The organism is Halostella sp. PRR32 (genome assembly GCF_034808085.1).
Classification (GTDB): domain Archaea; phylum Halobacteriota; class Halobacteria; order Halobacteriales; family Natronoarchaeaceae; genus Halostella; species Halostella pelagica.
This window is the reverse complement of sequence record NZ_JAXHGL010000006.1, coordinates 25,016-47,959: the sequence shown is the minus strand read 5'-3', so window position 1 is coordinate 47,959 and position 22,944 is coordinate 25,016. Positions and strand designations below refer to the sequence as shown.

Annotated in this window: 28 protein-coding genes and 2 pseudogenes; 18 read left to right on the top strand and 12 right to left on the bottom strand. The window is 59.6% G+C overall.

Going from position 1 to position 22,944, the window contains the following annotated elements; genetic code table 11:
- Window positions 1-103: 103 nt before the first annotated feature.
- The 3 genes from SM753_RS17095 to SM753_RS17085 are packed head-to-tail and all read right to left on the bottom strand — an operon-like array spanning window position 104 to window position 1,152.
- Window positions 104-325, bottom strand: a complete 222-nt coding sequence (locus SM753_RS17095) for a HalOD1 output domain-containing protein (protein WP_323192549.1) — start codon at window positions 323-325, stop codon at window positions 104-106.
- Window positions 326-331: 6 nt separating this feature from the next.
- A complete protein-coding gene (locus SM753_RS17090; RefSeq protein WP_323192548.1) occupies window positions 332-904 on the bottom strand; it encodes a DsrE/DsrF/DrsH-like family protein in 573 nt (190 codons plus the stop codon).
- 2 nt (window positions 905-906) lie between these two features.
- Window positions 907-1,152 carry a sulfurtransferase TusA family protein gene (locus SM753_RS17085; protein ID WP_323192547.1) on the bottom strand — a complete coding sequence of 82 codons (246 nt, stop codon included), beginning with the start codon at window positions 1,150-1,152 and terminating at the stop codon, window positions 907-909.
- 249 nt (window positions 1,153-1,401) lie between these two features.
- Here SM753_RS17085 and SM753_RS17080 point away from each other — a divergent pair, with 249 nt between their 5' ends.
- The 4 genes from SM753_RS17080 to SM753_RS17065 are packed head-to-tail and all read left to right on the top strand — an operon-like array spanning window position 1,402 to window position 4,801.
- Window positions 1,402-2,595 (top strand): MBL fold metallo-hydrolase, encoded by a 1,194-nt coding sequence (locus SM753_RS17080; protein ID WP_323192546.1) that lies wholly within the window; start codon window positions 1,402-1,404, stop codon window positions 2,593-2,595.
- 8 nt (window positions 2,596-2,603) lie between these two features.
- The gene (locus SM753_RS17075; protein WP_323192545.1) at window positions 2,604-3,161 is read left to right on the top strand and encodes a YeeE/YedE family protein; all 558 of its coding nucleotides are present in this window, start codon (window positions 2,604-2,606) and stop codon (window positions 3,159-3,161) included.
- Complete coding sequence (locus SM753_RS17070) at window positions 3,158-3,616, top strand: YeeE/YedE family protein (protein WP_323192544.1); 459 nt, start codon at window positions 3,158-3,160, stop codon at window positions 3,614-3,616. The genes SM753_RS17075 and SM753_RS17070 overlap by 4 nt, the downstream gene beginning before the upstream one ends.
- Before the next feature lie 9 nt (window positions 3,617-3,625).
- On the top strand, window positions 3,626-4,801 hold the full coding sequence (locus SM753_RS17065) for an inorganic phosphate transporter (protein ID WP_323192543.1): 1,176 nt from the start codon (window positions 3,626-3,628) through the stop codon (window positions 4,799-4,801).
- Window positions 4,802-4,963: 162 nt separating this feature from the next.
- Here the strand turns inward: SM753_RS17065 and SM753_RS17060 are convergent, their stop codons facing one another.
- Entirely contained in the window at window positions 4,964-5,809 is an 846-nt protein-coding gene (locus tag SM753_RS17060; RefSeq protein WP_323192542.1) for a universal stress protein, read from the bottom strand.
- Window positions 5,810-6,071: 262 nt separating this feature from the next.
- On the opposite strand from SM753_RS17060, the gene SM753_RS17055 reads away from it, so the two are divergent.
- From SM753_RS17055 to SM753_RS17030, 6 genes are all read left to right on the top strand, one after another.
- On the top strand, window positions 6,072-6,236 hold the full coding sequence (locus SM753_RS17055; protein ID WP_168193036.1) for a hypothetical protein: 165 nt from the start codon (window positions 6,072-6,074) through the stop codon (window positions 6,234-6,236).
- A complete protein-coding gene (locus tag SM753_RS17050) occupies window positions 6,226-7,281 on the top strand; it encodes a sulfite exporter TauE/SafE family protein (RefSeq protein WP_323192541.1) in 1,056 nt (351 codons plus the stop codon). The genes SM753_RS17055 and SM753_RS17050 overlap by 11 nt, the downstream gene beginning before the upstream one ends.
- Before the next feature lie 182 nt (window positions 7,282-7,463).
- On the top strand, window positions 7,464-7,868 hold the full coding sequence (locus tag SM753_RS17045) for a helix-turn-helix domain-containing protein (protein WP_135536817.1): 405 nt from the start codon (window positions 7,464-7,466) through the stop codon (window positions 7,866-7,868).
- Between the two features lie 160 nt (window positions 7,869-8,028).
- On the top strand, window positions 8,029-8,388 hold the full coding sequence (gene trxA / locus SM753_RS17040) for a thioredoxin (protein WP_323192540.1): 360 nt from the start codon (window positions 8,029-8,031) through the stop codon (window positions 8,386-8,388).
- Complete coding sequence (locus SM753_RS17035) at window positions 8,389-9,435, top strand: FAD-dependent oxidoreductase (protein ID WP_323192539.1); 1,047 nt, start codon at window positions 8,389-8,391, stop codon at window positions 9,433-9,435.
- Window positions 9,432-9,764 (top strand): SHOCT domain-containing protein, encoded by a 333-nt coding sequence (locus tag SM753_RS17030; protein WP_323192538.1) that lies wholly within the window; start codon window positions 9,432-9,434, stop codon window positions 9,762-9,764. The genes SM753_RS17035 and SM753_RS17030 overlap by 4 nt, the downstream gene beginning before the upstream one ends.
- A 457-nt stretch (window positions 9,765-10,221) precedes the next feature.
- Here SM753_RS17030 and SM753_RS17025 read toward each other — a convergent pair whose 3' ends face one another.
- The gene (locus tag SM753_RS17025) at window positions 10,222-10,569 is read right to left on the bottom strand and encodes a four-helix bundle copper-binding protein (RefSeq protein WP_323192537.1); all 348 of its coding nucleotides are present in this window, start codon (window positions 10,567-10,569) and stop codon (window positions 10,222-10,224) included.
- A 255-nt stretch (window positions 10,570-10,824) separates the two neighbouring features.
- Here SM753_RS17025 and SM753_RS17020 point away from each other — a divergent pair, with 255 nt between their 5' ends.
- Both SM753_RS17020 and SM753_RS17015 read left to right on the top strand, forming a co-directional pair.
- A complete protein-coding gene (locus tag SM753_RS17020; protein WP_323192536.1) occupies window positions 10,825-11,127 on the top strand; it encodes a hypothetical protein in 303 nt (100 codons plus the stop codon).
- Between the two features lie 6 nt (window positions 11,128-11,133).
- Window positions 11,134-11,706, top strand: a complete 573-nt coding sequence (locus SM753_RS17015; RefSeq protein ID WP_323192535.1) for a helix-turn-helix domain-containing protein — start codon at window positions 11,134-11,136, stop codon at window positions 11,704-11,706.
- Between the two features lie 14 nt (window positions 11,707-11,720).
- Here the strand turns inward: SM753_RS17015 and SM753_RS17010 are convergent, their stop codons facing one another.
- Entirely contained in the window at window positions 11,721-12,170 is a 450-nt protein-coding gene (locus SM753_RS17010) for a universal stress protein (RefSeq protein ID WP_323192534.1), read from the bottom strand.
- A gap of 441 nt (window positions 12,171-12,611) precedes the next feature.
- Complete coding sequence (locus SM753_RS17005; RefSeq protein WP_323192533.1) at window positions 12,612-14,003, bottom strand: permease; 1,392 nt, start codon at window positions 14,001-14,003, stop codon at window positions 12,612-12,614.
- A gap of 180 nt (window positions 14,004-14,183) precedes the next feature.
- Here SM753_RS17005 and SM753_RS17000 point away from each other — a divergent pair, with 180 nt between their 5' ends.
- Window positions 14,184-14,555: an SHOCT domain-containing protein gene (locus SM753_RS17000; RefSeq protein WP_323192532.1), complete on the top strand. Its 372-nt coding sequence runs from the start codon at window positions 14,184-14,186 to the stop codon at window positions 14,553-14,555.
- A 23-nt stretch (window positions 14,556-14,578) separates the two neighbouring features.
- The gene (locus tag SM753_RS16995; protein WP_369335371.1) at window positions 14,579-15,217 is read left to right on the top strand and encodes a hypothetical protein; all 639 of its coding nucleotides are present in this window, start codon (window positions 14,579-14,581) and stop codon (window positions 15,215-15,217) included.
- Window positions 15,218-15,227: 10 nt separating this feature from the next.
- Here the strand turns inward: SM753_RS16995 and SM753_RS16990 are convergent.
- Together SM753_RS16990 and SM753_RS16985 are read right to left on the bottom strand one after the other, a co-directional pair.
- Window positions 15,228-15,425 (bottom strand): annotated as a pseudogene (locus SM753_RS16990) (site-specific integrase); the annotation flags it as partial.
- A 470-nt stretch (window positions 15,426-15,895) separates the two neighbouring features.
- Complete coding sequence (locus SM753_RS16985; protein WP_323192530.1) at window positions 15,896-16,252, bottom strand: helix-turn-helix domain-containing protein; 357 nt, start codon at window positions 16,250-16,252, stop codon at window positions 15,896-15,898.
- A gap of 62 nt (window positions 16,253-16,314) precedes the next feature.
- Here SM753_RS16985 and SM753_RS16980 point away from each other — a divergent pair, with 62 nt between their 5' ends.
- Together SM753_RS16980 and SM753_RS16975 are read left to right on the top strand one after the other, a co-directional pair.
- Window positions 16,315-17,016 carry an SDR family NAD(P)-dependent oxidoreductase gene (locus SM753_RS16980; RefSeq protein ID WP_323192529.1) on the top strand — a complete coding sequence of 234 codons (702 nt, stop codon included), beginning with the start codon at window positions 16,315-16,317 and terminating at the stop codon, window positions 17,014-17,016.
- A gap of 41 nt (window positions 17,017-17,057) precedes the next feature.
- The gene (locus SM753_RS16975; RefSeq protein WP_323192528.1) at window positions 17,058-17,897 is read left to right on the top strand and encodes a VOC family protein; all 840 of its coding nucleotides are present in this window, start codon (window positions 17,058-17,060) and stop codon (window positions 17,895-17,897) included.
- Between the two features lie 577 nt (window positions 17,898-18,474).
- Here the strand turns inward: SM753_RS16975 and SM753_RS16970 are convergent.
- A complete protein-coding gene (locus SM753_RS16970) occupies window positions 18,475-18,849 on the bottom strand; it encodes a helix-turn-helix domain-containing protein (RefSeq protein WP_323192527.1) in 375 nt (124 codons plus the stop codon).
- Between the two features lie 203 nt (window positions 18,850-19,052).
- Between SM753_RS16970 and SM753_RS16965 the strand changes: the two genes are divergently transcribed.
- Window positions 19,053-20,267, top strand: coding sequence for an MFS transporter (locus SM753_RS16965; protein ID WP_323192526.1), 1,215 nt, complete (start codon window positions 19,053-19,055; stop codon window positions 20,265-20,267).
- Between the two features lie 75 nt (window positions 20,268-20,342).
- Here the strand turns inward: SM753_RS16965 and SM753_RS16960 are convergent.
- Window positions 20,343-20,624 (bottom strand): annotated as a pseudogene (locus SM753_RS16960) (transcription initiation factor IIB family protein); the annotation flags it as partial.
- 244 nt (window positions 20,625-20,868) lie between these two features.
- Window positions 20,869-21,843: a helix-turn-helix domain-containing protein gene (locus SM753_RS16955; RefSeq protein WP_323192524.1), complete on the bottom strand. Its 975-nt coding sequence runs from the start codon at window positions 21,841-21,843 to the stop codon at window positions 20,869-20,871.
- A gap of 202 nt (window positions 21,844-22,045) precedes the next feature.
- Here SM753_RS16955 and SM753_RS16950 point away from each other — a divergent pair, with 202 nt between their 5' ends.
- The gene (locus tag SM753_RS16950) at window positions 22,046-22,666 is read left to right on the top strand and encodes a hypothetical protein (RefSeq protein ID WP_323192523.1); all 621 of its coding nucleotides are present in this window, start codon (window positions 22,046-22,048) and stop codon (window positions 22,664-22,666) included.
- Window positions 22,667-22,944: the final 278 nt, after the last annotated feature.

Below are 22,944 nucleotides of genomic sequence, written 5' to 3'. Positions count from 1 at the left end.
CTCTCGCTACGATTGTCTCTCAGAGTCTACTCGTAGAAATCGGACGGAGCTGCTGGCGTGGCCGTCGGCGGGATAGCGCTATCGGAGAGAAATTTTGTCTGCTTCAGTCGACCTGTACGCGACCGCTGTCGTCGACGACGACGTCGTGACCACGATACGCGAATCGAACTTCGAGGTCAGACGCCGTCGAATCCTCGACCACCCTTTCTACTGCATCCGGATCGACGACCTCGGCTAGCGGCGGATCGAGTGTGACCGGCTCGACGCCCTCCTCCTCCGCGACGGCATTGACAATCTGGGGAATCGGGTTCTCGAATTTGTTCATTGGAGTTTAGACGAGGAGCTGGATGTCGGCATCGGCCATGTCTTGGAGGGCGGTCGCCGCGCCGACGCCCGTGGTGACACCGTCATAGAAGTCGTCCTCGTCGTAGTCCATCAGGTCGATGGTCATCTGGCACGCCTGGAACTCCACGCCCATGTCCAGGCTCGTCTCCAGCAGTTCCTCGATGGTCGCGGTGTCGTTGTCCGCGATTTTTCGCTCCATCATCTTCGTCGTCACGCGGTCCATGCCCGGGAGCGCGGCGACGGCGTTCGGCACGGGCATGTTGGGGTTACCGATGGAGCTGAGCTTGAGGCTCTTCGAGCGCTCCTCGTGGAGGATGTCCAGTCCCCAGAAGGTGTGGAAGACGGTCACGTCGTAGCCGAATGCGGCCGCGGTGCTGGCGAGGATGAGCGGCGGGTACGCCATGTCGAGCGTGCCTTTCGTCGCGATGATGCTCATCTTCTTGGGGCCATCGTCGTCGGTGGCCTCGGCGAGCGCGTCCTCGAGTTCGTCGACGCGCGCGGCCAGTTCCGCACGCGAGGGCGCGTCGTCGGCCGGCGCGTCGGGTGTGTCCGTGCTCATCGTTACTCCGTCTTGCGGACGTAGTGTTTGTACACGTCGTCGCCTTCCTCTTGGTCGACAAGTTCGACGCCCTCGGTGCCGGACGCCCAGCCGTCGATGTCACTCATGCTTCCGGGGTCGGTCGCCAGCACTTCGAGGATCTCATCTTCCGCGAGGTCGTCGATGGCGGACTTCGTCTTCACAACTGGCATGGGACACGATGCGCCTTTCACGTCGAGCGTCTCCGTGATGTCGAATTCAGCACTCATTGGTTATCTGCTCCGTGAGTCTGTATTGGAGCTACCGCACAATACCCCCTACCCGAGTAAAAGGTTGTCGATCCTTGTGGATACTACCAACTACTATGAGTCCTAATTCAAGCGTTGAACTGCATTTAGGGCCTATTCAGGCGGTGTAATTCCGTTACGGTGCAGAGGCACTCATAATAGTATTGTTCGTAGAAGGAACTACTATGCAAATGCTTTTGTGCGTCTACCCGGTAGAAGCGACTGCACAACATGAACGCCGACGACTTCCCGACTCCGGACGTCGACGTGGAATCCGTCGACCCGGAAACGCTGAAAGACCGAATCGACGCCGGCGAGGACGTCATGCTCCTCGACGCGCGTATGCAATCGGACTACGAGGAGTGGCACATCGACGGCAAGAACGTCACGTCGATCAACGTCCCGTACTTCGAGTTCCTTGAGGACGACATCGACGAGGCCGTCCTCGCCAAGGTCCCCGACGACCGCGAAGTGACCGTCCTGTGTGCGAAGGGCGGCGCCAGCGAGTTCGTCGCTGGCACGCTCGCCGAGCATGGCTACGACGTGAACCATCTCGAGGACGGCATGAACGGCTGGGCCAGCATCTACGAGGCCGTCGAGGTCGAGCGCTACGACGGCGCCGGCACGCTGCTGCAGTACCAGCGGCCCTCCTCGGGCTGTCTCGGTTACCTGCTGTACGATGATGGCGAGGCGGCGATCATCGACCCGCTGCGGGCGTTTACCGACCGGTACCTCGACGACGCTGACGACCTCGGCGTCGGCCTGAAGTACGCTCTCGACACGCACATCCACGCCGACCACATCTCTGGCGTCCGCGACCTCGACGACGAGGACGTCGAGGGGATCATCCCTGAGGCCGCTGTCGACCGCGGTGTCACCTACGCTGACGAACTGACCACGGCCGCGGACGGCGACACCTTCCAGGTCGGTGACGCCACCATCGAAGCAGTCTACACGCCGGGGCACACGACCGGGATGACCTCGTACCTCGTCGACGACAGCCTGCTCGCGACCGGCGACGGGCTGTTCGTCGAGAGCGTCGCCCGCCCCGACCTCGAGGAAGGCGACGAGGGCGCGCCCGAGGCAGCCAGCATGCTCTACGAGTCCCTGCAAGAGCGCGTGCTGACGCTGCCCGACGACACGCTCGTCGGTGGCGCTCACTTCAGCGACGCTGCGGAGCCGGCCGACGACGGCACCTACACCGCACCCATCGGCGAACTCGTCGCGGAGATGGACGCGCTCACGATGGACGAGGACGAGTTCGTCGACCTGATCCTCTCGGACATGCCACCGCGGCCGGCCAACTACGAGGACATCATCGCGACGAACCTCGGCCAGAACGCCGTCGGCGACGAGGAGGCGTTCACGCTGGAACTCGGGCCGAACAACTGCGCAGCCAGCCAGGACTCCCTCGCGGGTGACTAACGACGGCGATGGTCACTGACCCAGTACTGCTCCAAGGGGCTGCCGACCTGTTCCCCAACGGGATCAGTCGGTACGCCGTTGGCGGGCTGCTCGTCGGCCTCGGGACCGTCCTGATCTACATCGGGACGGGAATCCCAGCCGGGGCGAGTACGTTCCTGGAGTCGACGCTGTCGTACGTCTCGGACCAATCTCGCTTCCAGCAGTACGTCGGCTCGCGCGACTGGCGGCTCGTGTTCACAGCCGGCATCATCTTGGGCGGGCTGGCGTTCGCGGCGACGTTCCAGTCCGGTCTGGTCACGAGCCCGCTGTACCAGCCCGGAACGACCGGCCAGCTGTACGAGATCGGCGGCGTGACGCTCTGGATCACCGACGTCCAGCCGTGGCGGCTGTTCGTCGGCGGCATCCTGGTCGGAATCGGCACCCGAATCGGAAAGGGCTGTACGTCAGGGCACGGCGTCTGTGGCGTCGGGTCGGCGTCGAAGACGTCGCTGGTCGGCGTGCTAACGTTCCTGACCGTCGCAATCGGAACCGCGCAGGTCGTCGCCGCGCTGGGGGTGAGCCCATGAGCGACCGCCACCCGCTGTTCAAGCCGCTGATCTTCGTCGGCGGCATCGTGTTCGGGTTCGGGCTCGGGTTCAGCCACATGGCGCGACCGGAAGTGGTGCTGAACTTCCTCCAGTTCGAGGACCTCGGGCTCCCGTTCGTGATGTTCGGGGCGGCAATCGTCTCAGGCATCGCCTTCGCGGTGATGCCGCGACTCCTCGACCGCGCCCCCCTCACGGGCGACCCCTACGAACGCCGTCTGAAGCCGTTCGACCGGAACGTCCTGGTCGGCGGCGCCGTCTTCGGCGTCGGCTGGGGGCTGTCCGGCATCTGCCCGGGCGCCGCCTACGCCAGCCTCGGTGTCGGCAACGTCACCATCCTCTGGGCGCTCGCGGGGATGTTCGTCGGCGCGTACGCCCAGGGGTACCGGCGGAGCCGCAGTCAGGCACGTGACACCGCCGCGACGGGCACAGACTAACCCACGTCTATGGACCCCGCTCTCATCTCCCTCTTCGCCGGCGCAGCGCTCGCGAGCCTCTTCATGGCCTGGGTCATCGGTGCCGGGTCCAGCGGCGCCACGCCGTTCGCGCCCGCCGTCGGCGCGAACGCAGTCTCGACGATGCGGGCGGCGTTCGTCGTCGGCATCTTCGGGTTCGCTGGCGCCGTCACGCAGGGTGGAAACGTCTCCGAAGCCATCGGGAGCGGCCTCATCGGCGGTATCAGTCTCCCGGTCGCCGGCGTCATCCTCGTGCTCGTGTTGGGCGCGGGACTGATGGCGGTCGGCATCACGACCGGCTACCCGATAGCGACCGCGTTCACCGTGACCGGTGCCGTCATCGGCGTCGGTCTCGCGCTTGGCGGCACGCCGGTCTGGTCGAAGTACCGGCAAATCGCCGCCGTCTGGGTGTTGACGCCGTTCGTCGGTGGTGGTATCGCGTTCACCATCGCGAGCCTCCTCCCGCGCCCCGACGTCCCCGAACGGTACAGCATCCCCGTCCTCGCTGGCCTCGTCGGTGCCGTCCTCATGAACGTCCAGTTCAGCTTCTTGGGCGAGGGGAACACGGCAGGAACTGTCCGCGGCCTCGGACAGCAAGTGCTGTCAGCCGACGGATTCGTGTCGGCGTTTGGGATTACCGGTTTCGCAGCGCTGGCGGTCGCGGCCGTCGTCTGGTGGGACGTTAGTCGCGACGAGCGCGGCGGCCTGCGGCGCGTGCTGTTCGCGCTCGGGTCGCTCGTGGCGTTCTCCGCGGGCGGCAGCCAGGTCGGGCTCGCTGTCGGGCCGCTGCTCCCACTGCTCGACGAGGTGGGGATGGTGTCGACGCTCGCCGTGCTCGTCGGCGGCGGACTCGGAATGCTCGTCGGCTCCTGGACGGGCGCGCCGCGGATGATTAAGTCGCTCGCTCAGGACTACTCGTCGCTCGGGCCGCGGCGCTCCATCTCGGCGCTCGTTCCGTCGTTCCTGATCGCACAGCTGGCAGTCCTGCTCGGCGTCCCGGTCTCGTTCAACGAGATCGTCGTCAGCGCCATCATCGGAAGCGGTGCCGCCGTTGGTGGTCGGGAAGCTGTGGATACCAGAAAGATTCTCCTGACAGTCGGGGCGTGGGCAGGATCGTTCCTCCTCTCGTTCGCGCTCGCGTACGGAGCCGCGTTCCTCCTACTGTAACCCACAACTGAATCTGCTGAGCTCAAGCACCAATGACTACGACAACTGAACTCGAAGACTGAATGCTCCGTGGGAGCCCTGTCTCGTGGGACTCCCATGCGACCTAAGAGCTAGCAGGGGCTCCCGACGCCCAACGATATCGCAGCTCTGGTGCTGTCCCTCTCAGACTGCCCGGGGTGGCGGAACGAGGAAGACGTTCCCCGTCGCCTGTGCGACGATCTCCTCCGAAACGCTGCCCAACAGGAGCCGCCGGATACGGCTTCTCCCTTTCGATCCGACGAGGACCGTCGACGGCGTTACCTCTGCTTCGACGGCGAGGATTTCGTTGGCTGGATCGCCTTGCCGGACCTCGATCCGCGTCTCGATACCCCAGTTTTCGAGCGTGCTCGCCCGCTCGGCCAGTCGCTCCCGTGGGCCGCCATCGGCGTCGGCGCCCTCGTCTTTGGGCGACCGAACGTGAACGAGTGTTGCCTCCTCGGTCGCGTGACGGAGGTACGAGAAGGCGTCGAACGCTCGGTTGGCGTTCTCAGAAAAGTCCGTCGCGAAGAGAACACGCTGAAAGAGGTGTTCCCGGAGAACGTCGGGGTCGTCGGTCCCCCGCTCGACGCGGTTGACCAACAACGGAACGACAGTCGTCCGCGCGAGGTTGCGGGCGGTCGAGCCGATGATCCGGTTCTCGAGCGGGCTCTGGCCCCGAGAGCTGACGACCGCGAGGTCAGCGTGGACGGTTTCAGCGATGCCGTTGATACGGCGATAGGGGGTTCCACGGACGACGTGGGTCTCGACGTCGAATCCGGTGGCCTCGATCACCGTCTGATACTGGTCGAGTGCTCGTCGACGTTGCTCCTCGAAATTCACGCCGGGCATTCCGGAGTGGACGTTCGCCGGAACGACCGTCACGAGGTGGATCGTATCGACGCCAATACGGCCCAAGCACTCGAGGCAGGTTTCGTTCTCTATTGCGGCCTCACTTGCAGCCGACAGGTCGGTCGCGCACAGGGCCCTCATAGCGACACTTTTGTCGAGTGTCCACAATATGGTTTTGTTCGGCTTTGTAGGATTAGTCGACAACGGCATCTCCGCTGAGCAGTCTCGTGCGCTGCCAGCGTCTATATGTTTCTTATAAGTTACCGATACTCTAAGAGATGTTACCGGAATATAGTATTGTATAGTAGTCCCAAAAACGTTATAGGCACGAGGCGGATAAGTGCTACTGAGCAGAAATGTGCAAACAGCGAATTTCCGTGTTCGAAACTCCGAGGGAGAACCGATGGCAGGATTAGAGATTCCCACATGGGATCCCGAGACAGCCTTGCTTATCGGCACGATACTACTGGAAGCGATCGTGCTATACGTGGGCTACGGTGGCCTCGAACGGCTCTTCGGGCCCTATCTGATGAAGTTCCTGGTCGGAGGTGAAGCCAATGCTCGATAGTCTTCTTGACGGCCTCGGGATCTTGGGAACCAGTCCTGAGATGCTGGCACTGTTCGTCGGGTTCGGCCTTGTCGTCGGGGTCCTGTTCGGGTTCTTCGGCATGGGCGGGTCATTCCTCGTCACCCCTGCACTGCTGATGCTAGACTACCCGGCGCCCGTCGCAGTGGGGAGCGGAATGGCGTTCGTCTTCGGGACGGCCGTCATCGCGACCCTGAAGCACCACGACCTCGGGCAGGTCGACTACAAGCTCGGCGCCATCATGATTACTGGGACGACAATCGGTATTGAGGCCGGCCGTGCCAGTGTCTATTACCTCGAGTCGTTAGGACTCGCTGGCGGTATCATCAGCGTCGCCTACGTGGTCCTACTCGGCGGTGTCGGGGCGATGGTGACTCGTGACGCGTTGAAGAGTAATCGCGGTGGTATCGATCACGAGGCTGCTGACAAGGACCTCGACGAGTACGAGATCCCAGAAATCGCCAAAACCATTCAGCAGACCGTTCGGATACCACCGATGGTGTCTCTCCGCGGCGACGTCCGTGTCTCCGTGTGGGTTATCACGGCCGTCGCCTTCGCGACTGGTCTTCTGTCCGGCTTCCTCGGCGTCGGTGGTGGCTTCATCCGGATGCCGGCGATGATCTACGCGATCGGGGTCCCGGTGCCCGTCGCCGTCGGCACTGACCTGTTCGAGATCGTCTTCTCCGGCGGTCTCGGAAGTTACCTCTACGGACAGGGCGGCGGCGTGAACCTCGGTATCGTCGCCCCGCTGTTGTTCGGGAGCGCACTCGGTGCGCGTATCGGCTCTGCTGCGACCGCCGTCGTCGACGCTGACGGCATCAAGATCTACTTCGGCGGGATGCTCCTGATCGGTGCCGTCGCCGTGGGTATCGGGGAGATCGGCTCCTACGTCGGCAGCCCGACGCTCGAGTTGCTCGGACTGGTACTGGTTATCGGCGCGGCGGTCGTCGTCGCCTTCGCGATACTGTACACGACGATTTCGTCGCTTCGTCAGAAGCGTCATCAGGGAACCTCGGTTACCGACTAATCTATTTTTGCGCCAACCTGCTGGCCGGTCGGGTTGATTTAGTTGTTTACTCCCTGGATATCCCCAGAGTGACGAGTAACTGTTTACACCTTTTTCTGTTTACCTCTCTTGGTTCACCGCGAAATTGTGCGAATTGCGCAAAAGTCTTTTAATGGCTCAGTACGTACGTAATTTCGATAACAATGCCAGATTCGATGTCTGAACAGCTCCGTCGGGACATGGTGTGTGAAGGGCTGCTGGAGTGTTTCCACGGTCTCAAAGAACTCGATAAGGAGTGCTTCCAGGCGCTCGTCGAGTCCGAAGAACCGCTGACCGTCGACGAAATCGCCGACGCAGTCGACCGTGAGCGCTCGACGGCCTACCGTGCCGTCCAACGGCTGCTGCAGACCGGGTTCATCGAGAAAGACCAGATCAACTACGACCAGGGTGGCTACTACCACGTCTACTCGCCGACTGACCCCTCCAAAATCGCCGATGACATGCAACGCCTGCTCAACGACTGGTACGCGAAGATGGGGCAGCTCATCCAGGAGTTCGAAACCAAGTACGAACAGACCGAAACTGCGGCTCCTGCAGCCGAAAGCTAACGCTCTACTTCTCTCTATCTCTGGTCCTAAGACTCCCCTCGGGAGCAGAATTCTGCGCGATCTCGGGTTCGGATCGGTATTTCGGCAGACAGTCTGTCTTGAATAGTATTGCATATCTTTCCCAAAACTCTTAATTAGCGCTGGTGCATACGTACTGTTGATGGCAACTGATACTGCATCCGACGCTGGCACCGCGTCCACGAATGAACCGCTCCACGTCGACGGTCAGTCCCAACTCGACGACATTGTTGCAGAGAACGACGTCGTCCTCACGGACTTCTACGCCGACTGGTGTGGGCCGTGCCAGATGCTCGAACCGATCGTCGAGACGCTCGCCGCCGAGACCGACGCGACTGTGGCGAAAGTCGACGTTGATGCCAACCAGCAACTCGCCACCGCCTACGGTGTCCGGGGGGTTCCTACCCTCGTCCTGTTCGCCGGCGGCGAACAGGTCAAGGAAATTGTCGGTCTCCAGGGTGAGGACCAACTCCGAACGCTCATCGAGACCTACACCGAATAAATGACCGAGGACATCCACGACCTCGTCATTGCTGGGTCGGGCGTCGCCGGTCTCTCGGCGGCGGTCTACGCCGCGCGTGCCGATCTCGACCCACTCGTCCTCGAGGGCGACGAACCGGGCGGGCAGCTCACACTGACGACCGATGTCGAGAATTACCTCGGGTTCCCCGACGGCGTCGGCGGCATGGATCTGATCCAACGCGGGAAGGAGCAGGCCGAGCAGTTCGGCGCGGAGTTCCGACACGGCCGCATCGAGGACGCGGATGTGGACGACCAACTCCTCGAGCTGTCGCTGTCGATCGGGGACACGATCTACACACGGTCGCTGATCGTCGCGACCGGCGCGAGCGCGCGTTGGGTCGGCGCCGAAAACGAGGACGAACTGATGGGGCACGGGCTGTCGACGTGTGCGACCTGTGACGGCGCGTTCCACCGCGGCGACGACGTTCTCGTCGTTGGTGGCGGCGACAGCGCGATGGAGGAAGCGTTGTTCCTCGCGAAATTCGCCGACTCGGTGACGGTCGTTCACCGCCGCGAAGAGCTGCGAGCATCGGAGATCATGGCCGACCGTGCTCGCGACCACAAGGATGTCCAGTTCCGCTGGAACACGGAACTCGAAGCAATCCACGGCTCGCAAGAGAAGGGCGTTACCGGCGCTACGCTCGTCTCCCATCCCGAGGGATATCCCAGAAAGAAAGCCGAGTCCGGTGTCGACGTCGAACGAGAGACAGTCGACGTTGGGGGCGTGTTCTACGCCGTCGGCCACACCCCGAACACGCAGTTCCTCGACGGCACCGGCGTCGAACGGGACGAGAACGGCTACATCTTCACGCGAAACGACGCCGCTGGTCGGCCCACAGCCCGGACGGCCGTCGAAGGAGTGTTCGCAGCTGGCGACGTTGCTGACCCGCGCTACCGACAGGCGATCACGTCCGCCGGCACCGGGAGTATGGCTGCCCTCGATGCCGAGGAGTTCCTTGAGGCGCTTCAGGACGCGAGTGACTCGGCCGCTCCAGCGACAGTCACACAGGAACAATCTGTTCCATGACCTCCAAGCTCACTACCACCATCGTTCGTAGTACTGTTGGCTCCGTCCTATTGATCGCATTTACCGGGATTGCCAGCGCACAGTCCGGCGGTGGTCACTCGGGTGAAATGGGTGGGATGAGTGGCTTCGGCTGGTGGCCCCTCATTTGGTCGCTAATCTTACTGAGTGTGGTGCTCATCGTCGGCTATACAGTCTACGTACACGGACGTACACCGGCTACTAAGCGATCTGACACGGACACTGCACTGTCGACGCTACGCTCCCGGTACGCTCGTGGAGAGATCTCCGAGGAGGAATTCGAAGAGCGTCGTCACCGACTTGAGGAATAACTGATGGGCAACTACCAGACCAGATCCGGTTCTTGTTTTGGATTGCTGAGCACACGATGCATCCGGTAGCCCTGTTTGAACTCTTGCTCCATCGGAAGCGCCTCACCGCTCGCCGGCGGGGAAAGACTTCCCATCGAGACTGGCATCGAGTTTGCAGGAGCTCGCGGCCTTAACCAACGAACCTCGACACTACTCGCAGGGCGTTGGTTAATCGATGGCCAGCACTGGCGCTACTCGAGACTGGGGCCGTAGCGAACCGAGCCACACACCCGGCACTCCCAGATCGGTTGCCGCGGTCTCGCCAGACAACAACGTCATTCCAGGCGCTGAGCAGCGACGCCCCCAGTATAAACGGAGCGGCCATGAGCCAGGCTCCAAGTAGTCCGATGGCTATTGTTATCCAACAAGTGGGGACATCATTCAAAGAATATGGATTAGGTTTCCGACTAGGTCTCGTTCAGGAAGCCATCTCGCGACAGGTTTCAGCGCAGTCGCGGAGGACCTCAGCACAGACCTGGCAGTGTTCGGCATCGTGGCGCTCACATTCCTCGGCACAGTCCTCGCACGCGTCAGCGCAGGCCGTCGCGAGCTGCTGGCTGTAGTTCGAATTACGCGCCATGAATCGGGCGTGCAACGTCGTCATGTCAGCGACGTCGCGGCAGAGACGAGCGCACTCCTCCATCTCTGAGTCGCCGAGACACTCGTCGGCGCACCACTCGCACGCCTGGGCAGCTGCAAGGCAGTAGTCAATGCACTCGGCCATCAGGTCATTCTCGCTAACGTGCGGGATCTCGGTCAAAGCCATAGCAGTATAGACTCCGACCCCATCGGACTTTGTTATCCGCTCCCCGACCCGGAACTGAAGATTAGTGAGGTAGGGGATAATGCCAGCTTTATTCAGAATACTAAGCCGCGAAGCCGAGGAGGACAAACCGGAGGACGCCAATTTATCTAGTAATTTCTACTTAGGGACATCCTCAGGAGCGCTCTTGAGTGAAGAGGGATAGATGATCTCGTCTTCTGCAGTTGGACTCAAGGGACTTAGGCCCGTACTCCAGATATGGTCGACACGACTTTCCACACGTTGAGTGCTCTCTTTGCACTCGTGAGCGGAACTGCAGCGGGGCTTCTTTCTCTCCTATTCTGGCGCGTGCTCCGCGAATCCCCGTTCGGGACGGTTATTGCGCTTCTCTCTGGGACGATGTCTGCGATGATCATTTACCACGTCGTTTTGTTTCTCGTCGAACCAAACATCCTACTCCTTGACACGCTCCGGAGTGCCCTCTATACAGTCATTGCAATCTTCCTCTGGCTCGTGATTGTGACTCACCAACAAATCGACAGCAGCGTGACCGAGAGGTGAGACCCAGTGATTGACAGTTCCGTATTTGCCTACTATAATCTTGCAATTGGGCTCGTTACCGGTCTCGGCGTTTGTTACTTTCTGTTCTTCAAGCAGACTGTCGTTGAGTATCAGCAGTATCTGCTGTTCACGGTGGCAGGGCTGATGCTATTCCTCGTCGGCGGACCAGTGGTGGAACTGTTCTTCCCGTCTTTCGTCCACTGGTTGCATGGAGCCGCTGCACTATCGGTCATTCTCGGACTGTACGATCCCGTCGAGAAAGACCTGCGTCGTGATGCCTGGGCGGACGTGCTCCTCCAGAAGCCCATCCAGATCAGAGAGCAAGCAGAATGGATGTTGCCGATCGACGACGCCATCCTAGAGCTCTTCAACTCGAAAGAGTTGGTTCTTACTCCCGCGATTATCGCATACAACATTGAGTACAGTCGAGGGGAGGTGAATCGCCGTCTACGCACGTTAGAGAAGCGCGGATTCGTCACGAAGGTCGAACGTGGAAAATATAGGATAACGGCCCTTGGAAAACAGTACGTGACTGGAACGATCGATAGTGGCCCGCTCACACCTGCCGATGAACGGTAGCTAACGGTCGTTCCCTACTCGCTGACTTCAGTTTTCACGACGGTTGCCGGACGAGTCGTCAATCGGAGGACGCGGTCGGTAACACTTCCGAGCAGCGCACGATACTCGTCTGGCCGGCGTTTGGTACCGAGTACGAGAATATCCGCGTCGCAGTCGCCTGCATGGTCAACGATGGTCTCAGCGGGGCGGCCATGTTGCATCGTCGTCTCGACGTCGACACCCATTTCCGATGCTCGACGTCGGAGTTCCGAAAGCGTCTCCTCGCCGTGTTCTTCGAGGCCGTGTTCAGGGCCTTCGGCTTCGTTGACGTACTCGTCGCCGCTGTATGCGGTCACGACGTCCTCGTCGACGACGTAGAGCACGTGAAGGACTGAGTCGTGGGCGGCGGCGAGTTCAAGTGCGTGCGTTTCAGCCTCTTCAGACGCGACAGTACCATCGGTCGACAGTAGAATTCGGTCGTACATTCAGTCGGAATTCAAAGGAAGTAACAATAAATCTACCCACCAGTATCCATCGACGGGGGCTCACCGTACACCATTTTCCCCACTCGTCTATTCAGATTCGTACTTCAAGCCCGAAGGGCCACCGAAAATACACTTCCCTCTCTCATCAGAGGGGGAAGTTATATTTGACTGACTGGAACGCGAGTCTGCCGAGTAACTGCGCGGGACCCCGCTTGGGTAGGCCGAGGGCAACGCTCATCACGCCCGGTTGCCCCAGCTGGAGGGTGAGTGACGAGTCGGAGCGTTCTTTCGCGGGCTACTCTTGGAGAAGCTATACTCGCGAACAGCATCCACTGGACAGCTGCACCAAGCGACAAGGCGTCATCAATAAGCGGACTCACTGGAGAGGCTAGGCGGTCCTGCCCAGCAGAGTTCCTCCTGCCGACTGGATCCGAGTTCGAATTAATCGTCGTGGTTATGGCCTTCCATTACCATCGGGTGGCCGGTGGCGTATTCGTCGGGGTCCTCTTCGAAGGTTTCCTTGCAGGTCTGTGAGCAGAAGTAGTACGTCTCGCCGTCGTGGGTCGCCGCTGATTCGCTGTCGTCAGTCCGCATCCCACAGACGGGGTCACGGTACTGGCCGGGCGCACCCAGGCCGCGACGATAGACGTACAGGAGAAAGCCCGAAAGCGCGAAGGCGATGATGTTGAGGTAGAACGTGTAATTGAGTTCGAAGTACGTCTGCTCGGTCGCCGTCTCGCCACCCGCCAGATCTGGAACGATCCCCAGCGCGTCAAACAGCAGTTCCATGAGGAAGCCGGTGAACGCCATCGTGACGAAGAAGACGCCGAGGATGTACAGCATGATCTTCCAGCCGTAGTACTTCCGGTAGATGTTCAGGACGGGAATCGTGATGAGGTCGGCGTAGACGAACGCGATGACGCCGGCGAAACTGATGCCGCCGCCCCAGAGCGCAACGGCGAACGGGACGTTGCCCATGCTGCCGACGAAACTGAGGACGGCGATGGCGACGCCCATAATCGCGTTCTCGGCAGTCACGAGAAGCCCGTCGCCCTGAATGAACAGGGTATTCCACACCCACTGGGGAACGAAGACGATGACGAACCCCGAGATCAGGAAACCGGCGATGACGTCTTTCCAGATCATCGACCACTCCTTACGGTACTGGTTCCCGACCTTGTACCAGCCACCCCACGAGAGCAGCTCTTCGCGCCACCCGCCACGGCTCGTTGTCTCCTGGCGGTAGGTCTCCATACACCCCTTCGAACAGAACTTCAGCGTCTCACCGCCATCGGTCGTGAGCGTGTACTCGTCTTTGCCTGCCATCCCGCAGGTCGGGTCCTCAGTGACGCCCGACTCGTGATCGCGCTCGTTGAGCGTCTCTCGTACCTCGTCGAAGAGATTCTCCGGGAGCGTGAGATGAACGATGACGGCCATCACGGCAATGAGAATGAGCCCGCCAAGTAACTCTGCGACGAGGAACTCCCAGCCGAGCAGAATTAGAATCATCAACCCGAGTTCGACGATGAGATTCGTCGACGCGAACATGAACGCGAGGAAGTTCACCGCGTGCGCTCCCTTCTTGAACAGCCCTTTTCCGATGGCGACAGCGCCGAAACTGCAGCCACTACTGGCCGCGCCGAACGCAGTCGCCTTGGTGAGTCCGCTTAGGTCCCCGTTGCCCAGCACCTGTGCCATTCGCTCTTTTGAGACGTAGACCTGGACGAGACTCGTGATCGTAAGCCCCATGATGATCGCCCAGGCTGCCGTCCAGAGGAAGCCTAAACCGATACGTAGAGCTTCGAAGATACCATCAATCATTGTCGCCACCATGGTATCATTTCGAAGGGATCATCTATTGCAGTTTTCCTTCAGATAGTTCGAGTCAGATCCGGGGTAAGTAGGAATTCAAAAGAATAGCGGTGGACGGAACACACAACTCAAAAGCACAACCGCATTGAATAGTTAGTGCGTAGTATTAGTTGAGACCCACACTCACGGAGGGATCACAATATGCCTACAAGCTCAGACGAGACACGACTTGTTACACTCCTCCTCGTTATCATCGGCGCCGTCATCATTTTCCCCATGTTCTTCATGGGATTCGGGATGATGGGGTTCGGTCCGATGATGGGCGGGATGTGGGGAGGTCACATGTGGGGCGACGGGACGATGCCTCGCTGGATGTTCGTCGTCGGCATCGTGATGCAACTCCTGTTCCTTGCCGCCCTCGTCGGTGGTGGGTACCTCATCTATCGCGGGATTACTGGGGATGCGAGTGACTCAGACCAAGCACTCGAAGAGCTTCGGCTCGCCTACGCCCGCGGAGACTTGACCGACGAAGAATACGAACAGCGCCGCGAAGCACTCGAACGAGACACCTGATCACGACCAGACAAAGTTGAACTATGCCCGGTTTCTCCGATCACCGTCAACAGTTGACCCGTCCGCAACTTCCAGCATGGCTTGACCGATACACGACGCTCGGACTGTACGGACTTCTCGTCGGGACGGGTCTCTGTTTGGGCGCGTTCCTCACGAATCCAGTTCCCGATCCCTCCTTTCCGTGGGCGACGCTTCCTGAGTCACTACGGCTGCCGATTGCACAGCCTCGGATCGAATACTGGCCGGTGACCTACACTATTGGTATCTGGCTGTGGGTATTCTGCTTTCCCGCGCTCTTCCTCGCTGGATACCAGCGATACGGCGACCTAGATCGTGGGGCAGCACTGTGGCTCGTTGGGTTGCCGACCGTCGCGATGCTGGGTTGGACCACGTATTGCCGGTTCTTCTGGCCGAAACTCCATCCACCGACCTGGAACGCCCCGGCCTACACGTTCGTCTGCTGGCTGTACTGTTCGACCTACGACACCATTTGGAGCAACGCAGCGTTCCTGATTGCGCTTCTCGGCGCCGTCACCACGATTCTGATCCTGCAGCGAACACGCAGAACCAAGTACGCACTCATCGGGTTCGGCATACTGGCCCTCCCTCTCGGCCTCCCTGCCCTCTACGAGGGATCCCGACGAGCAAGAACTGAGGGCTGACTTCGGTCGTTCAGCTCTGGGATCGTGGTTCGATTTCGTCAAGTGCCTCTGTCGCCACATCTCCAAGTTCGCCGGCCTCGATATGTGAGTACCGCTCACGAACCATCTGCTCAGAATTATCGAGATACCGGGCGGCACCGGTATATCCGAATGCTCGAAAGAGAACTTCTCCCATCCCACGACGGCCACCGTGGGGCGCCAGATAGTCGTCCGCTCCGGAGTGAGCTGTTCCTGACCGGGCTGTTTCTCCACGATGGCGCGTCCTCGCTGTCGATAGCCGACGTAGACGACGTCACGGTCACTGCGTTACGGATCAGCTGGCCGGTTTGTTCCCTCAAAAGTGGACATCCGCCGGTACAATCCAGAGGTTCTCACTCTCGTATCAGCTGTGTCTTGGGTCATCAAATCACGAGCCTATGACGGAGTTCACCCGTTTCTGCCCCGAAAAACAGCAGCTGCCACGAAGCAATTTGTTCACCGAATCAGTACCAAAATTGCGTGGCAGCTGTCCCACTCGTTCGAGGAGAAATCCGATCAATCTCTCGCCGTCATCACCTGGTGATTCCCGTACCGACTGCACTCGCAGCACCCACTAGTAGCGGTTCTCCCAGAATGCGAAGCATTTCGACGGCAGCGATCCGTTTTGATAACGGCTTGCACTGCTCTCCGAGTCGCGAGCTATTCAACCCAGCTGGCTCCCCATTCGTCGAGTGCATCGAACACGGGGCAGAGGTCGTCGCCCTTCTCGGTCAGCGTGTAATAGCTGGCGACCGGCGACTCCAACTCCTTGCGGTTCTCGACGAACCCTGCCTCCTTGAGGTCATCGAGCACGCGGGACAGTGTGTACGAACTCGCGCCCGTCGAGCGCTTGAGTTCGTTGAACCGCTTTTCGCCATCTCGTAAGTCGTTGAGTACGACGAGTTTCCACTTCGAGCCCACCTCTTCGACCGCCCCCACAACGTTACAGACATCTGCGTTCCGCAACTCTACGTCGGATTTCTCCGCTTCATCACCCTCGGGTGGTTGGGTCGACATAACCTACTCACATGGTTGTTGCCTGAGATATATATAGGTTTGCTACCAAACTAGGTAATGTAATGGAACTTCAAAACTCGACGGTCCTCGTGACCGGTGCGACGGGGAACATTGGCCCGTATGTGACGGATGCCCTCGTCGACACTGGTGCCGATGTCGTCGGTACCTACGTTACCGACGGTGCGCGTAACAGCGTAGATGACCGTGCTGAGTACGCTGCACAGGTGTCGTACCATCAGGTTGATCTCACCGACCAGGCGGCGGTCGAAGCGTTCGCCGAAATTGTGGCCGACGACCACGGGTCGGTCGACCACATCGTCGGCCTGGCCGGCGGGTTCTCGATGGGTGGTATCGACGATACGGACGCAGCCGCGTTCGAAGCGGCGCTCAACCGGCACGCGACGACTGCCTTCCTGACCGTCAAGGCCTTCGCAGACCACCTCGACGGGCAGAGCGGTGTCGTGCTGTTCAGCTCTGACCGGGCTATCGACCCTGTGGGCGGGACGATCGCATACGATGTCGGCAAGGGTGCGGTCCGGACGTTGGCCGAATCCCTCGACGTCGAACTCGATGCTCGGGTCAATGCAGTCGCGCCGTTCCTCATCGACGTTCCCGGGAACCGTGAGGCGATGCCGGACGCCGACTTCTCGGAGTGGACCGCACCCGACGCGGTCACGGGCGAAGTCCTGCATCTGCTGGCAAACGAGGGCGTCACCGGTCAGGTGATTCAGGTTACTGGTGGGCAGTTGGAGACTGAGGTCTGATGCGGCCGAACGACGCTCAGACCACGTCATATCGAACCACAATGCACGCAGATGAAGCGACTCTGCCGGCGGAGACCCATATCGGGCGCACTGCACTCACGGTCTCGAACCTCGGGGAGATGACCGATTTCTACCGAGACGTCGTCGGACTCACCGTGCTTAGCTGCGACGACACGACGGCCGTGCTCGGTGTCGAAGGGACTCCGCTGCTCGTTCTGGAGCACGACCCGGATGCCCCCAATCGGCACCGGTCAGGTGCGGGCCTGTTCCACAATGCGTTCCGGGTTCCGTCGCGGACGTCGCTGGGGGACGCACTGGCTCGCATTCGAGAGCACTGGCAGCTCGGCGGGGCGTCCGATCACGGCGTCAGCGAGGCGCTGTACCTGACCGACCCGGAGGGAAACGGGATCGAGATCTACCGCGATTACCCGCGTGAGGATTGGCCCCGCGGCGACGACGGCCGCATTCGAATGGGGACGTATCACCTGGATTTGGAGCCGTTGGAAGCGACTGCCGCCGGCAAGTCGGGGCTGCCTGTAGGAACGGAGGTGGGCCACGTTCACCTCGAAGTATCCTCGCTTGAGGCGTTCAGCGAGTTCTACGTCGAGATCCTCGGCTTTGAGGTTCAAACGGACGTGCCCGCCGCACGCTTCGTCGGCGCTGGTGGCTACCATCACCATCTCGGGGCGAACACGTGGAACCATAGAACGGGTCCAGCCAGCGGCAGAGGGCTGTCCTGGTTCGAAGTGGTCGTTCCCCATGAAGAGGCCCTCACCGAACTTCGAGATCGAACTGCGGACAGTCAGTACGGGATCACAGAGACGAACGATGGTATCAGTGTCACAGGTCCGGACGAGATCGAGGTTCGGTTCCGAGTCTGAACCGAACGTCTAGTTCCATCCCGTGCCCTTCTTCTGGACACGAAGAATTTCGGAGCCAGATCGGACTACGAGTGGTTCAGACTTGCCCTTTCGAAGGTTGATTCTCCAGTCAGTAGGAGACTCCTGCTGATCGCCGACCCGCTCGGCGAGTTTCCGTTTCAGATACTGCCTCGCCATCGACGGTGTGAAGCCTTGAGGACGGGGCATTAGCGCCTGATTTTAGGTAAAAAGTCTCACCTCTTCTAGGAAGTCTTTTGCAGTTTCGACTCGCTCTGCGTCGTCCGACCAGTTGTCGTCGGGGCTCTCCGTCGGCATTATCGGAGAGTGTACCGTCGGGAATACGCGTTGCTTCGCCGAGCGGTCGGAGTTCTTCGTAGTCAGAGTACCGTCCGGTCATGGAGTAGTCTGGTCGCAGCATGCTTCGTCTTCGGTTTTAAAGGACAGCTCTCACGTCAATTTCCCTGCAGTTACGGACGGAGGGTCATAGAACTATTCTCAGCGGTTGCTCCCATCCAATCTTTCGGTGAATCGGCCGGTAAGTCGGTGTGCGTATGTACTGTTTTCTGAGTGGCCAAGACTACATCTCGTATTGCTCGGCCCACTCAGAGAGGCCCCAAATCACCGACTTGAAATCCATGAGCTTCTTCGTTGGCACATATTCAACACGCGGTGGTATCTCGTCGTATGACTGACGGGTTACGAAATCCTCTTCGACCAGCTCGTCAAGTCTGGCAGAAAGCGTGTTCTGGGAGATGTCAAGGGTGTCACGGAGTTCGTTAAACCGCCATGCGTCCGCTGTCCGAACGAACGTGGCGATGAGTCGCATCATATGGGCCTGCCCAAGCAGATTGAACAGTTCCGCTTCCTCGGTAACATCGAGATATTTCTCTTCGACCGAAAAGTGATCCTCCTCCGGTTCTACGCGTTGTCGATCACGCTTCACTTCAGTCATAGTACCAAGTATAGCATCTGCACTAATAAGAGAACGGCTCTTCGCCGTTGATCCACTGGCTACTGTGTCGAATCCGATGGGCATCAATTTCGGCGCCTGAGTGCGTGACGTGTGCCAAATCCGAATAGGTACTACCACAAGGACCTAGTTTCGGCGGTCGAACTCGACAATATATCCCGCTCACCGAGAAGTTACTACTATCGATGGACAACACATCTCGCAGACGTCTCGTCTCGTTCTGGCTAATCGGCTATTCGGTGTTCATGGTGCTCTACGGAACGGCTATCCCGACTCCACTCTACGAACTTTACCAGGAAGCGTGGCAGTTCTCCGACGGAATTCTCACGCTGATCTTCAGCGTGTACGCGCTCTCGGTCGTTCCCGGCTCCCTCATCTTCGGCCAAATATCGGATCAGATCGGTCGCCGAAAGGTTGTGTTCACCGGCCTCCTCGTCATGGCACTGGGATCCGCGACGTTCGTCATCGCGGATGGGGTGACGGGGTTGTTCGCGGGTCGGATCGTTCAGGGCTTCGGCGTCGGCATCCTGACTGGGGCTGCAACCGCCGCGCTGGTCGAACTGCGTCCGGACGCTCCGAAGCTTGCTTCGATAGTTTCGACTGGCGCATTCGTTGGCGGCACTGCGATGGGAGCGATCCTCACAGGTGCGTTCGCACAGTACGGTCCCGCAGCGCTACAGGGTCCGTACCTCGTCCATCTCGGACTCCTGATTCCTGGATTCGTCGGTGTGTATTTGATGCCCGAGACGATTCAGTCTCGACCAGTTCGCCGGGTACGACTCCGCCGACCGACGATTCCGCCGTCAATTCGGTTCCGCTTCTTGATTGGAGTCTGTATTGGATTCATCACTATGGCGGTGATCGGAATGTTTCTCTCGCTCGCGCCATCTTACATCACGGCGCTGTTGGGAATTGAGAACATCGTGCTGAGCGCAGGGATCGTCTCGCTCGTGTTCGGAGCATCCGGTGTCGCACAGATATCGCTTCGACGGTTTTCGTACCATCGGATGATGACTCTCGGGATGATCCTTCTCGTCGCCGGCCTCTGCGGGTTCGTCGTCGCCGTTCCGATTCGATCAGTCGTGTTGCTCCTCAGTAGCAGCGTTCTCACAGGGTTAGGTCACGGCCTCTCGTTCATGGGCGCCGTTGGATTTATCAACGGAATTTCGCCAGACGAGAACCGTGGCGATGTGGTTTCTGCGTTCTATGCGATTAGTTACATCGGTCTCGGCCTTCCTACCGTCGGGATCGGGTTCAGTGCGGACGTTATCGGACTGTACCACGCCGTGCTCGTGTTCACCGTCCTCCTTGGCGTGTCGGGGATCGCGCTAGTCGGCATCATTCGATTGAAAATCAACGAGTTCAGTGACGATTCTCCGCAGCCAGGGACTCCCTCATGAATCGCCCGCTGCAAATCCATACCGACCGGGTCCAACTGCTCGTTCAACGGTAACTCGTTCATCAGTACGCACCGCTCATCGGACGGTTACCGTTGAAACGTTCGCGACCTCTGCGACGTCCGACTGTGTGAACAACCGGCCCTGTTCGCACCCCGCTTTGTACAGGCAGGCCGCGGCGAACCCTGACGGGCAGACACCCGTAGTGACTCCCATTGGTTCAGAATCCTCCGCCAACCTCCGTCCTCGTTGCCGAATTTGATCTGGGACATCGAGTTCCGAGGCCAAACGCGGGACGAACCCACTGGGCGTCACGGGCTTGGCCGGGGGGCCGAGTTCCGTGTTCAGCGTCTGGTAGGCTACACCTGTCGCTGGTGGTGGTCTCGCATCTCGAATCAACCTGTGCTGTGCAGGCTCGATTGACCGCACCTGTACCCTTTGCAGGCGCTCAAAAACACCACCACACTACGCCGGGAATAGGAGGGTCGTAGAACAGTTGTCATACCGGGTTTGAAACGGTAAGTACAGAGAGACGAGGTACCGTTCCGGCCCGAAATATAGCCAGTATCTGTCAGAAACCGCGTGCTGGATACGGAGGCTGAGTTCAATATCCGGATTCGGATGCATCGTGTCTCGTTACGTCGGTCACCGCCACCTGCTCACTAACGGTTAGCGTGATCGCATCGCCGTTGGTAGCGAATGTGAATCGAGCCTCAAAGGGGTCGGTCGAAAGGATCTCCTCCTCGTAGTTCCCGATCGTCGCTAACGCGCGCCCGAGCGCTTTGGGAGCCACCGGATTGATCCCGTGGGTGGTGAGAAACGCCAGTAACTCCGTGTTGGCTAGCAGGCGAGCGATCGCGATTCCCTTTACACTGTAATGGCAGTTCCGACAGTGGACGTCGAACCGGGCGGCGTATCGGCGTCCGCACTGCTCGCAGTATCCCTCGGCCGGATCGTGATCCTCGCAGACCGTGACCGAGTACTCGATGGAAGCCGAACAGCGCGAACAGACGCCCGTGCTGTCCGCCAGGATGTCTAGGTGTCCCCAGGTCCACGCGGCGGCCAGTACCTCCCGCGGGGTTCGGTCACGGACACCTGCCGGCGGGAGCGAGAACTGACTGAGGATCCCGTAATCGTCGAAGAACTTCCCTTTCGAGTTCGCGTCCCGGACGACCCCCGGACACTCCGAGCAGTACAATTCGACGTGTTCCTGTTGGAAGCCCACCTCGACCGGTGCCGAACAGAATGGACACTGCTCGTCGATCAGGGTCGGCTCGACCAGGAGGTCTTCGCCGACCGTCCCAGAAAGGACGGCCGCCACGATACGGCGACCGGCTCCCCGGAGACCGTACCCCTCGCCGGTCTTGCGGACGAACAGCCCCGTGAGTTTCTCCAGGTGGTAGTCGAAGTTCGAGTAGTCGTCGTAGTTTACTCGCTCGTATAGTTCAGAGAACGATAGTAACTCGTCGGCCTCCCTAAGTGTCTCCAGGATATGGAGGCGAGTCTCGTCCCCCAGGATAGCGAACGCCTCGTCGGGCGAGACACTCTTGGACGACTCGCCCCACTGGTCGTTCGTCATGTGTTAGCATATGCGGGAAGCCAGCATAAATCCCCGTCAGCGTCGGGAGCGCCAAGATGAAACTCGTAGATGTTCCCAATCGGAGTTTCAAAATGACAGAGCATTTACCGTATTATCATACCAATTATGTTTATGGCCATTGGCCCCCAGTTTTAATCCGCTATGGCAAGTGTGAACACGGACCGATGGAGCGTGTCGAACCATGGTCGATAGCACTGAACAGCTGGAATCGCTCGAACGATGGAGTCATCGGCTGTTCATCCTCGCCGGAGTCTTCTTGCTCGTCGCTGCCTCAAACAGGGGGATAGCGTTCTTCCTCGAAAACGTCGCGTTCAACGACTGGATCGGTCTTGCAGGTCTGTTCGGCCGATTAGCAGCTCTGCTCGGAACGGGGGGACTCGCCTTGCAGATCGAGAAACGAACCGTCAGACTCGGGAAGCTGAATCGTACGATTGCCAGCTTAGCGGTCGTCTTCACGACCGGGTTGTTGACCTTAGCGATTCTGGAGAACGTGGGTGTTACTACCCCCATTATCGCCGTCTTTGGCATCGGCACCCTCGTGTTGTCGTTCGTCACGTTCAGCTTGTTTGGTGTTTCCATCATCCGAACCGGTGCGCACTCCACGCTGATTGGAAGCCTCCTGTTGATCGTCGCGCTCTTACTCCTGGTCGTCTTTATCGGGCAGACGGTCGTCCCTGAAGGGCTGATCGGGACCGTGATAGAAGGGCTGCTGTTCGTACTCTACCTCACTATCGGGTATCGCCTTCAGGTTGAGAAGGTCCCGTCACGAAGAACAGAATCAGTGGCTGACGCGACTCCGTGATGCAAGGAGGGAAGATTATTTCTACTGGGCGTTTGTCATTCTCCCCGGACTTACCGTATGTAGTGCTGAATACCTCACCTGTATAAAGCACGGCCTTCCGAACACCGTATATCGTTGCTAGGAGTTCCGACGTCACGTTCGCATATCTATTTCCCATAGACTTCTCCACCTTCTATGGTGAAAACTAGTTGTCTAGTGGTAAATCTCATGACATCAACTGGTCAGAATCGGAGCTTACAGACGTCATCGACCGACGCGTGGGCGGTGTCCCGTCTCGA

Coding starts and splice junctions, on each gene's coding strand:
- SM753_RS17095 (WP_323192549.1), bottom strand. CDS start 325: ATGAACAAATTCGAGAACCCGATTCCCCAGATTGTCAATGCCGTCGCG.
- SM753_RS17090 (WP_323192548.1), bottom strand. CDS start 904: ATGAGCACGGACACACCCGACGCGCCGGCCGACGACGCGCCCTCGCGT.
- SM753_RS17085 (WP_323192547.1), bottom strand. CDS start 1,152: ATGAGTGCTGAATTCGACATCACGGAGACGCTCGACGTGAAAGGCGCA.
- SM753_RS17080 (WP_323192546.1), top strand. CDS start 1,402: ATGAACGCCGACGACTTCCCGACTCCGGACGTCGACGTGGAATCCGTC.
- SM753_RS17075 (WP_323192545.1), top strand. CDS start 2,604: ATGGTCACTGACCCAGTACTGCTCCAAGGGGCTGCCGACCTGTTCCCC.
- SM753_RS17070 (WP_323192544.1), top strand. CDS start 3,158: ATGAGCGACCGCCACCCGCTGTTCAAGCCGCTGATCTTCGTCGGCGGC.
- SM753_RS17065 (WP_323192543.1), top strand. CDS start 3,626: ATGGACCCCGCTCTCATCTCCCTCTTCGCCGGCGCAGCGCTCGCGAGC.
- SM753_RS17060 (WP_323192542.1), bottom strand. CDS start 5,809: ATGAGGGCCCTGTGCGCGACCGACCTGTCGGCTGCAAGTGAGGCCGCA.
- SM753_RS17055 (WP_168193036.1), top strand. CDS start 6,072: ATGGCAGGATTAGAGATTCCCACATGGGATCCCGAGACAGCCTTGCTT.
- SM753_RS17050 (WP_323192541.1), top strand. CDS start 6,226: ATGCTCGATAGTCTTCTTGACGGCCTCGGGATCTTGGGAACCAGTCCT.
- SM753_RS17045 (WP_135536817.1), top strand. CDS start 7,464: ATGCCAGATTCGATGTCTGAACAGCTCCGTCGGGACATGGTGTGTGAA.
- trxA (WP_323192540.1), top strand. CDS start 8,029: ATGGCAACTGATACTGCATCCGACGCTGGCACCGCGTCCACGAATGAA.
- SM753_RS17035 (WP_323192539.1), top strand. CDS start 8,389: ATGACCGAGGACATCCACGACCTCGTCATTGCTGGGTCGGGCGTCGCC.
- SM753_RS17030 (WP_323192538.1), top strand. CDS start 9,432: ATGACCTCCAAGCTCACTACCACCATCGTTCGTAGTACTGTTGGCTCC.
- SM753_RS17025 (WP_323192537.1), bottom strand. CDS start 10,569: ATGGCTTTGACCGAGATCCCGCACGTTAGCGAGAATGACCTGATGGCC.
- SM753_RS17020 (WP_323192536.1), top strand. CDS start 10,825: ATGGTCGACACGACTTTCCACACGTTGAGTGCTCTCTTTGCACTCGTG.
- SM753_RS17010 (WP_323192534.1), bottom strand. CDS start 12,170: ATGTACGACCGAATTCTACTGTCGACCGATGGTACTGTCGCGTCTGAA.
- SM753_RS17005 (WP_323192533.1), bottom strand. CDS start 14,003: ATGGTGGCGACAATGATTGATGGTATCTTCGAAGCTCTACGTATCGGT.
- SM753_RS17000 (WP_323192532.1), top strand. CDS start 14,184: ATGCCTACAAGCTCAGACGAGACACGACTTGTTACACTCCTCCTCGTT.
- SM753_RS16995 (WP_369335371.1), top strand. CDS start 14,579: ATGCCCGGTTTCTCCGATCACCGTCAACAGTTGACCCGTCCGCAACTT.
- SM753_RS16985 (WP_323192530.1), bottom strand. CDS start 16,252: ATGTCGACCCAACCACCCGAGGGTGATGAAGCGGAGAAATCCGACGTA.
- SM753_RS16980 (WP_323192529.1), top strand. CDS start 16,315: ATGGAACTTCAAAACTCGACGGTCCTCGTGACCGGTGCGACGGGGAAC.
- SM753_RS16975 (WP_323192528.1), top strand. CDS start 17,058: ATGCACGCAGATGAAGCGACTCTGCCGGCGGAGACCCATATCGGGCGC.
- SM753_RS16970 (WP_323192527.1), bottom strand. CDS start 18,849: ATGACTGAAGTGAAGCGTGATCGACAACGCGTAGAACCGGAGGAGGAT.
- SM753_RS16965 (WP_323192526.1), top strand. CDS start 19,053: ATGGACAACACATCTCGCAGACGTCTCGTCTCGTTCTGGCTAATCGGC.
- SM753_RS16955 (WP_323192524.1), bottom strand. CDS start 21,843: ATGACGAACGACCAGTGGGGCGAGTCGTCCAAGAGTGTCTCGCCCGAC.
- SM753_RS16950 (WP_323192523.1), top strand. CDS start 22,046: ATGGTCGATAGCACTGAACAGCTGGAATCGCTCGAACGATGGAGTCAT.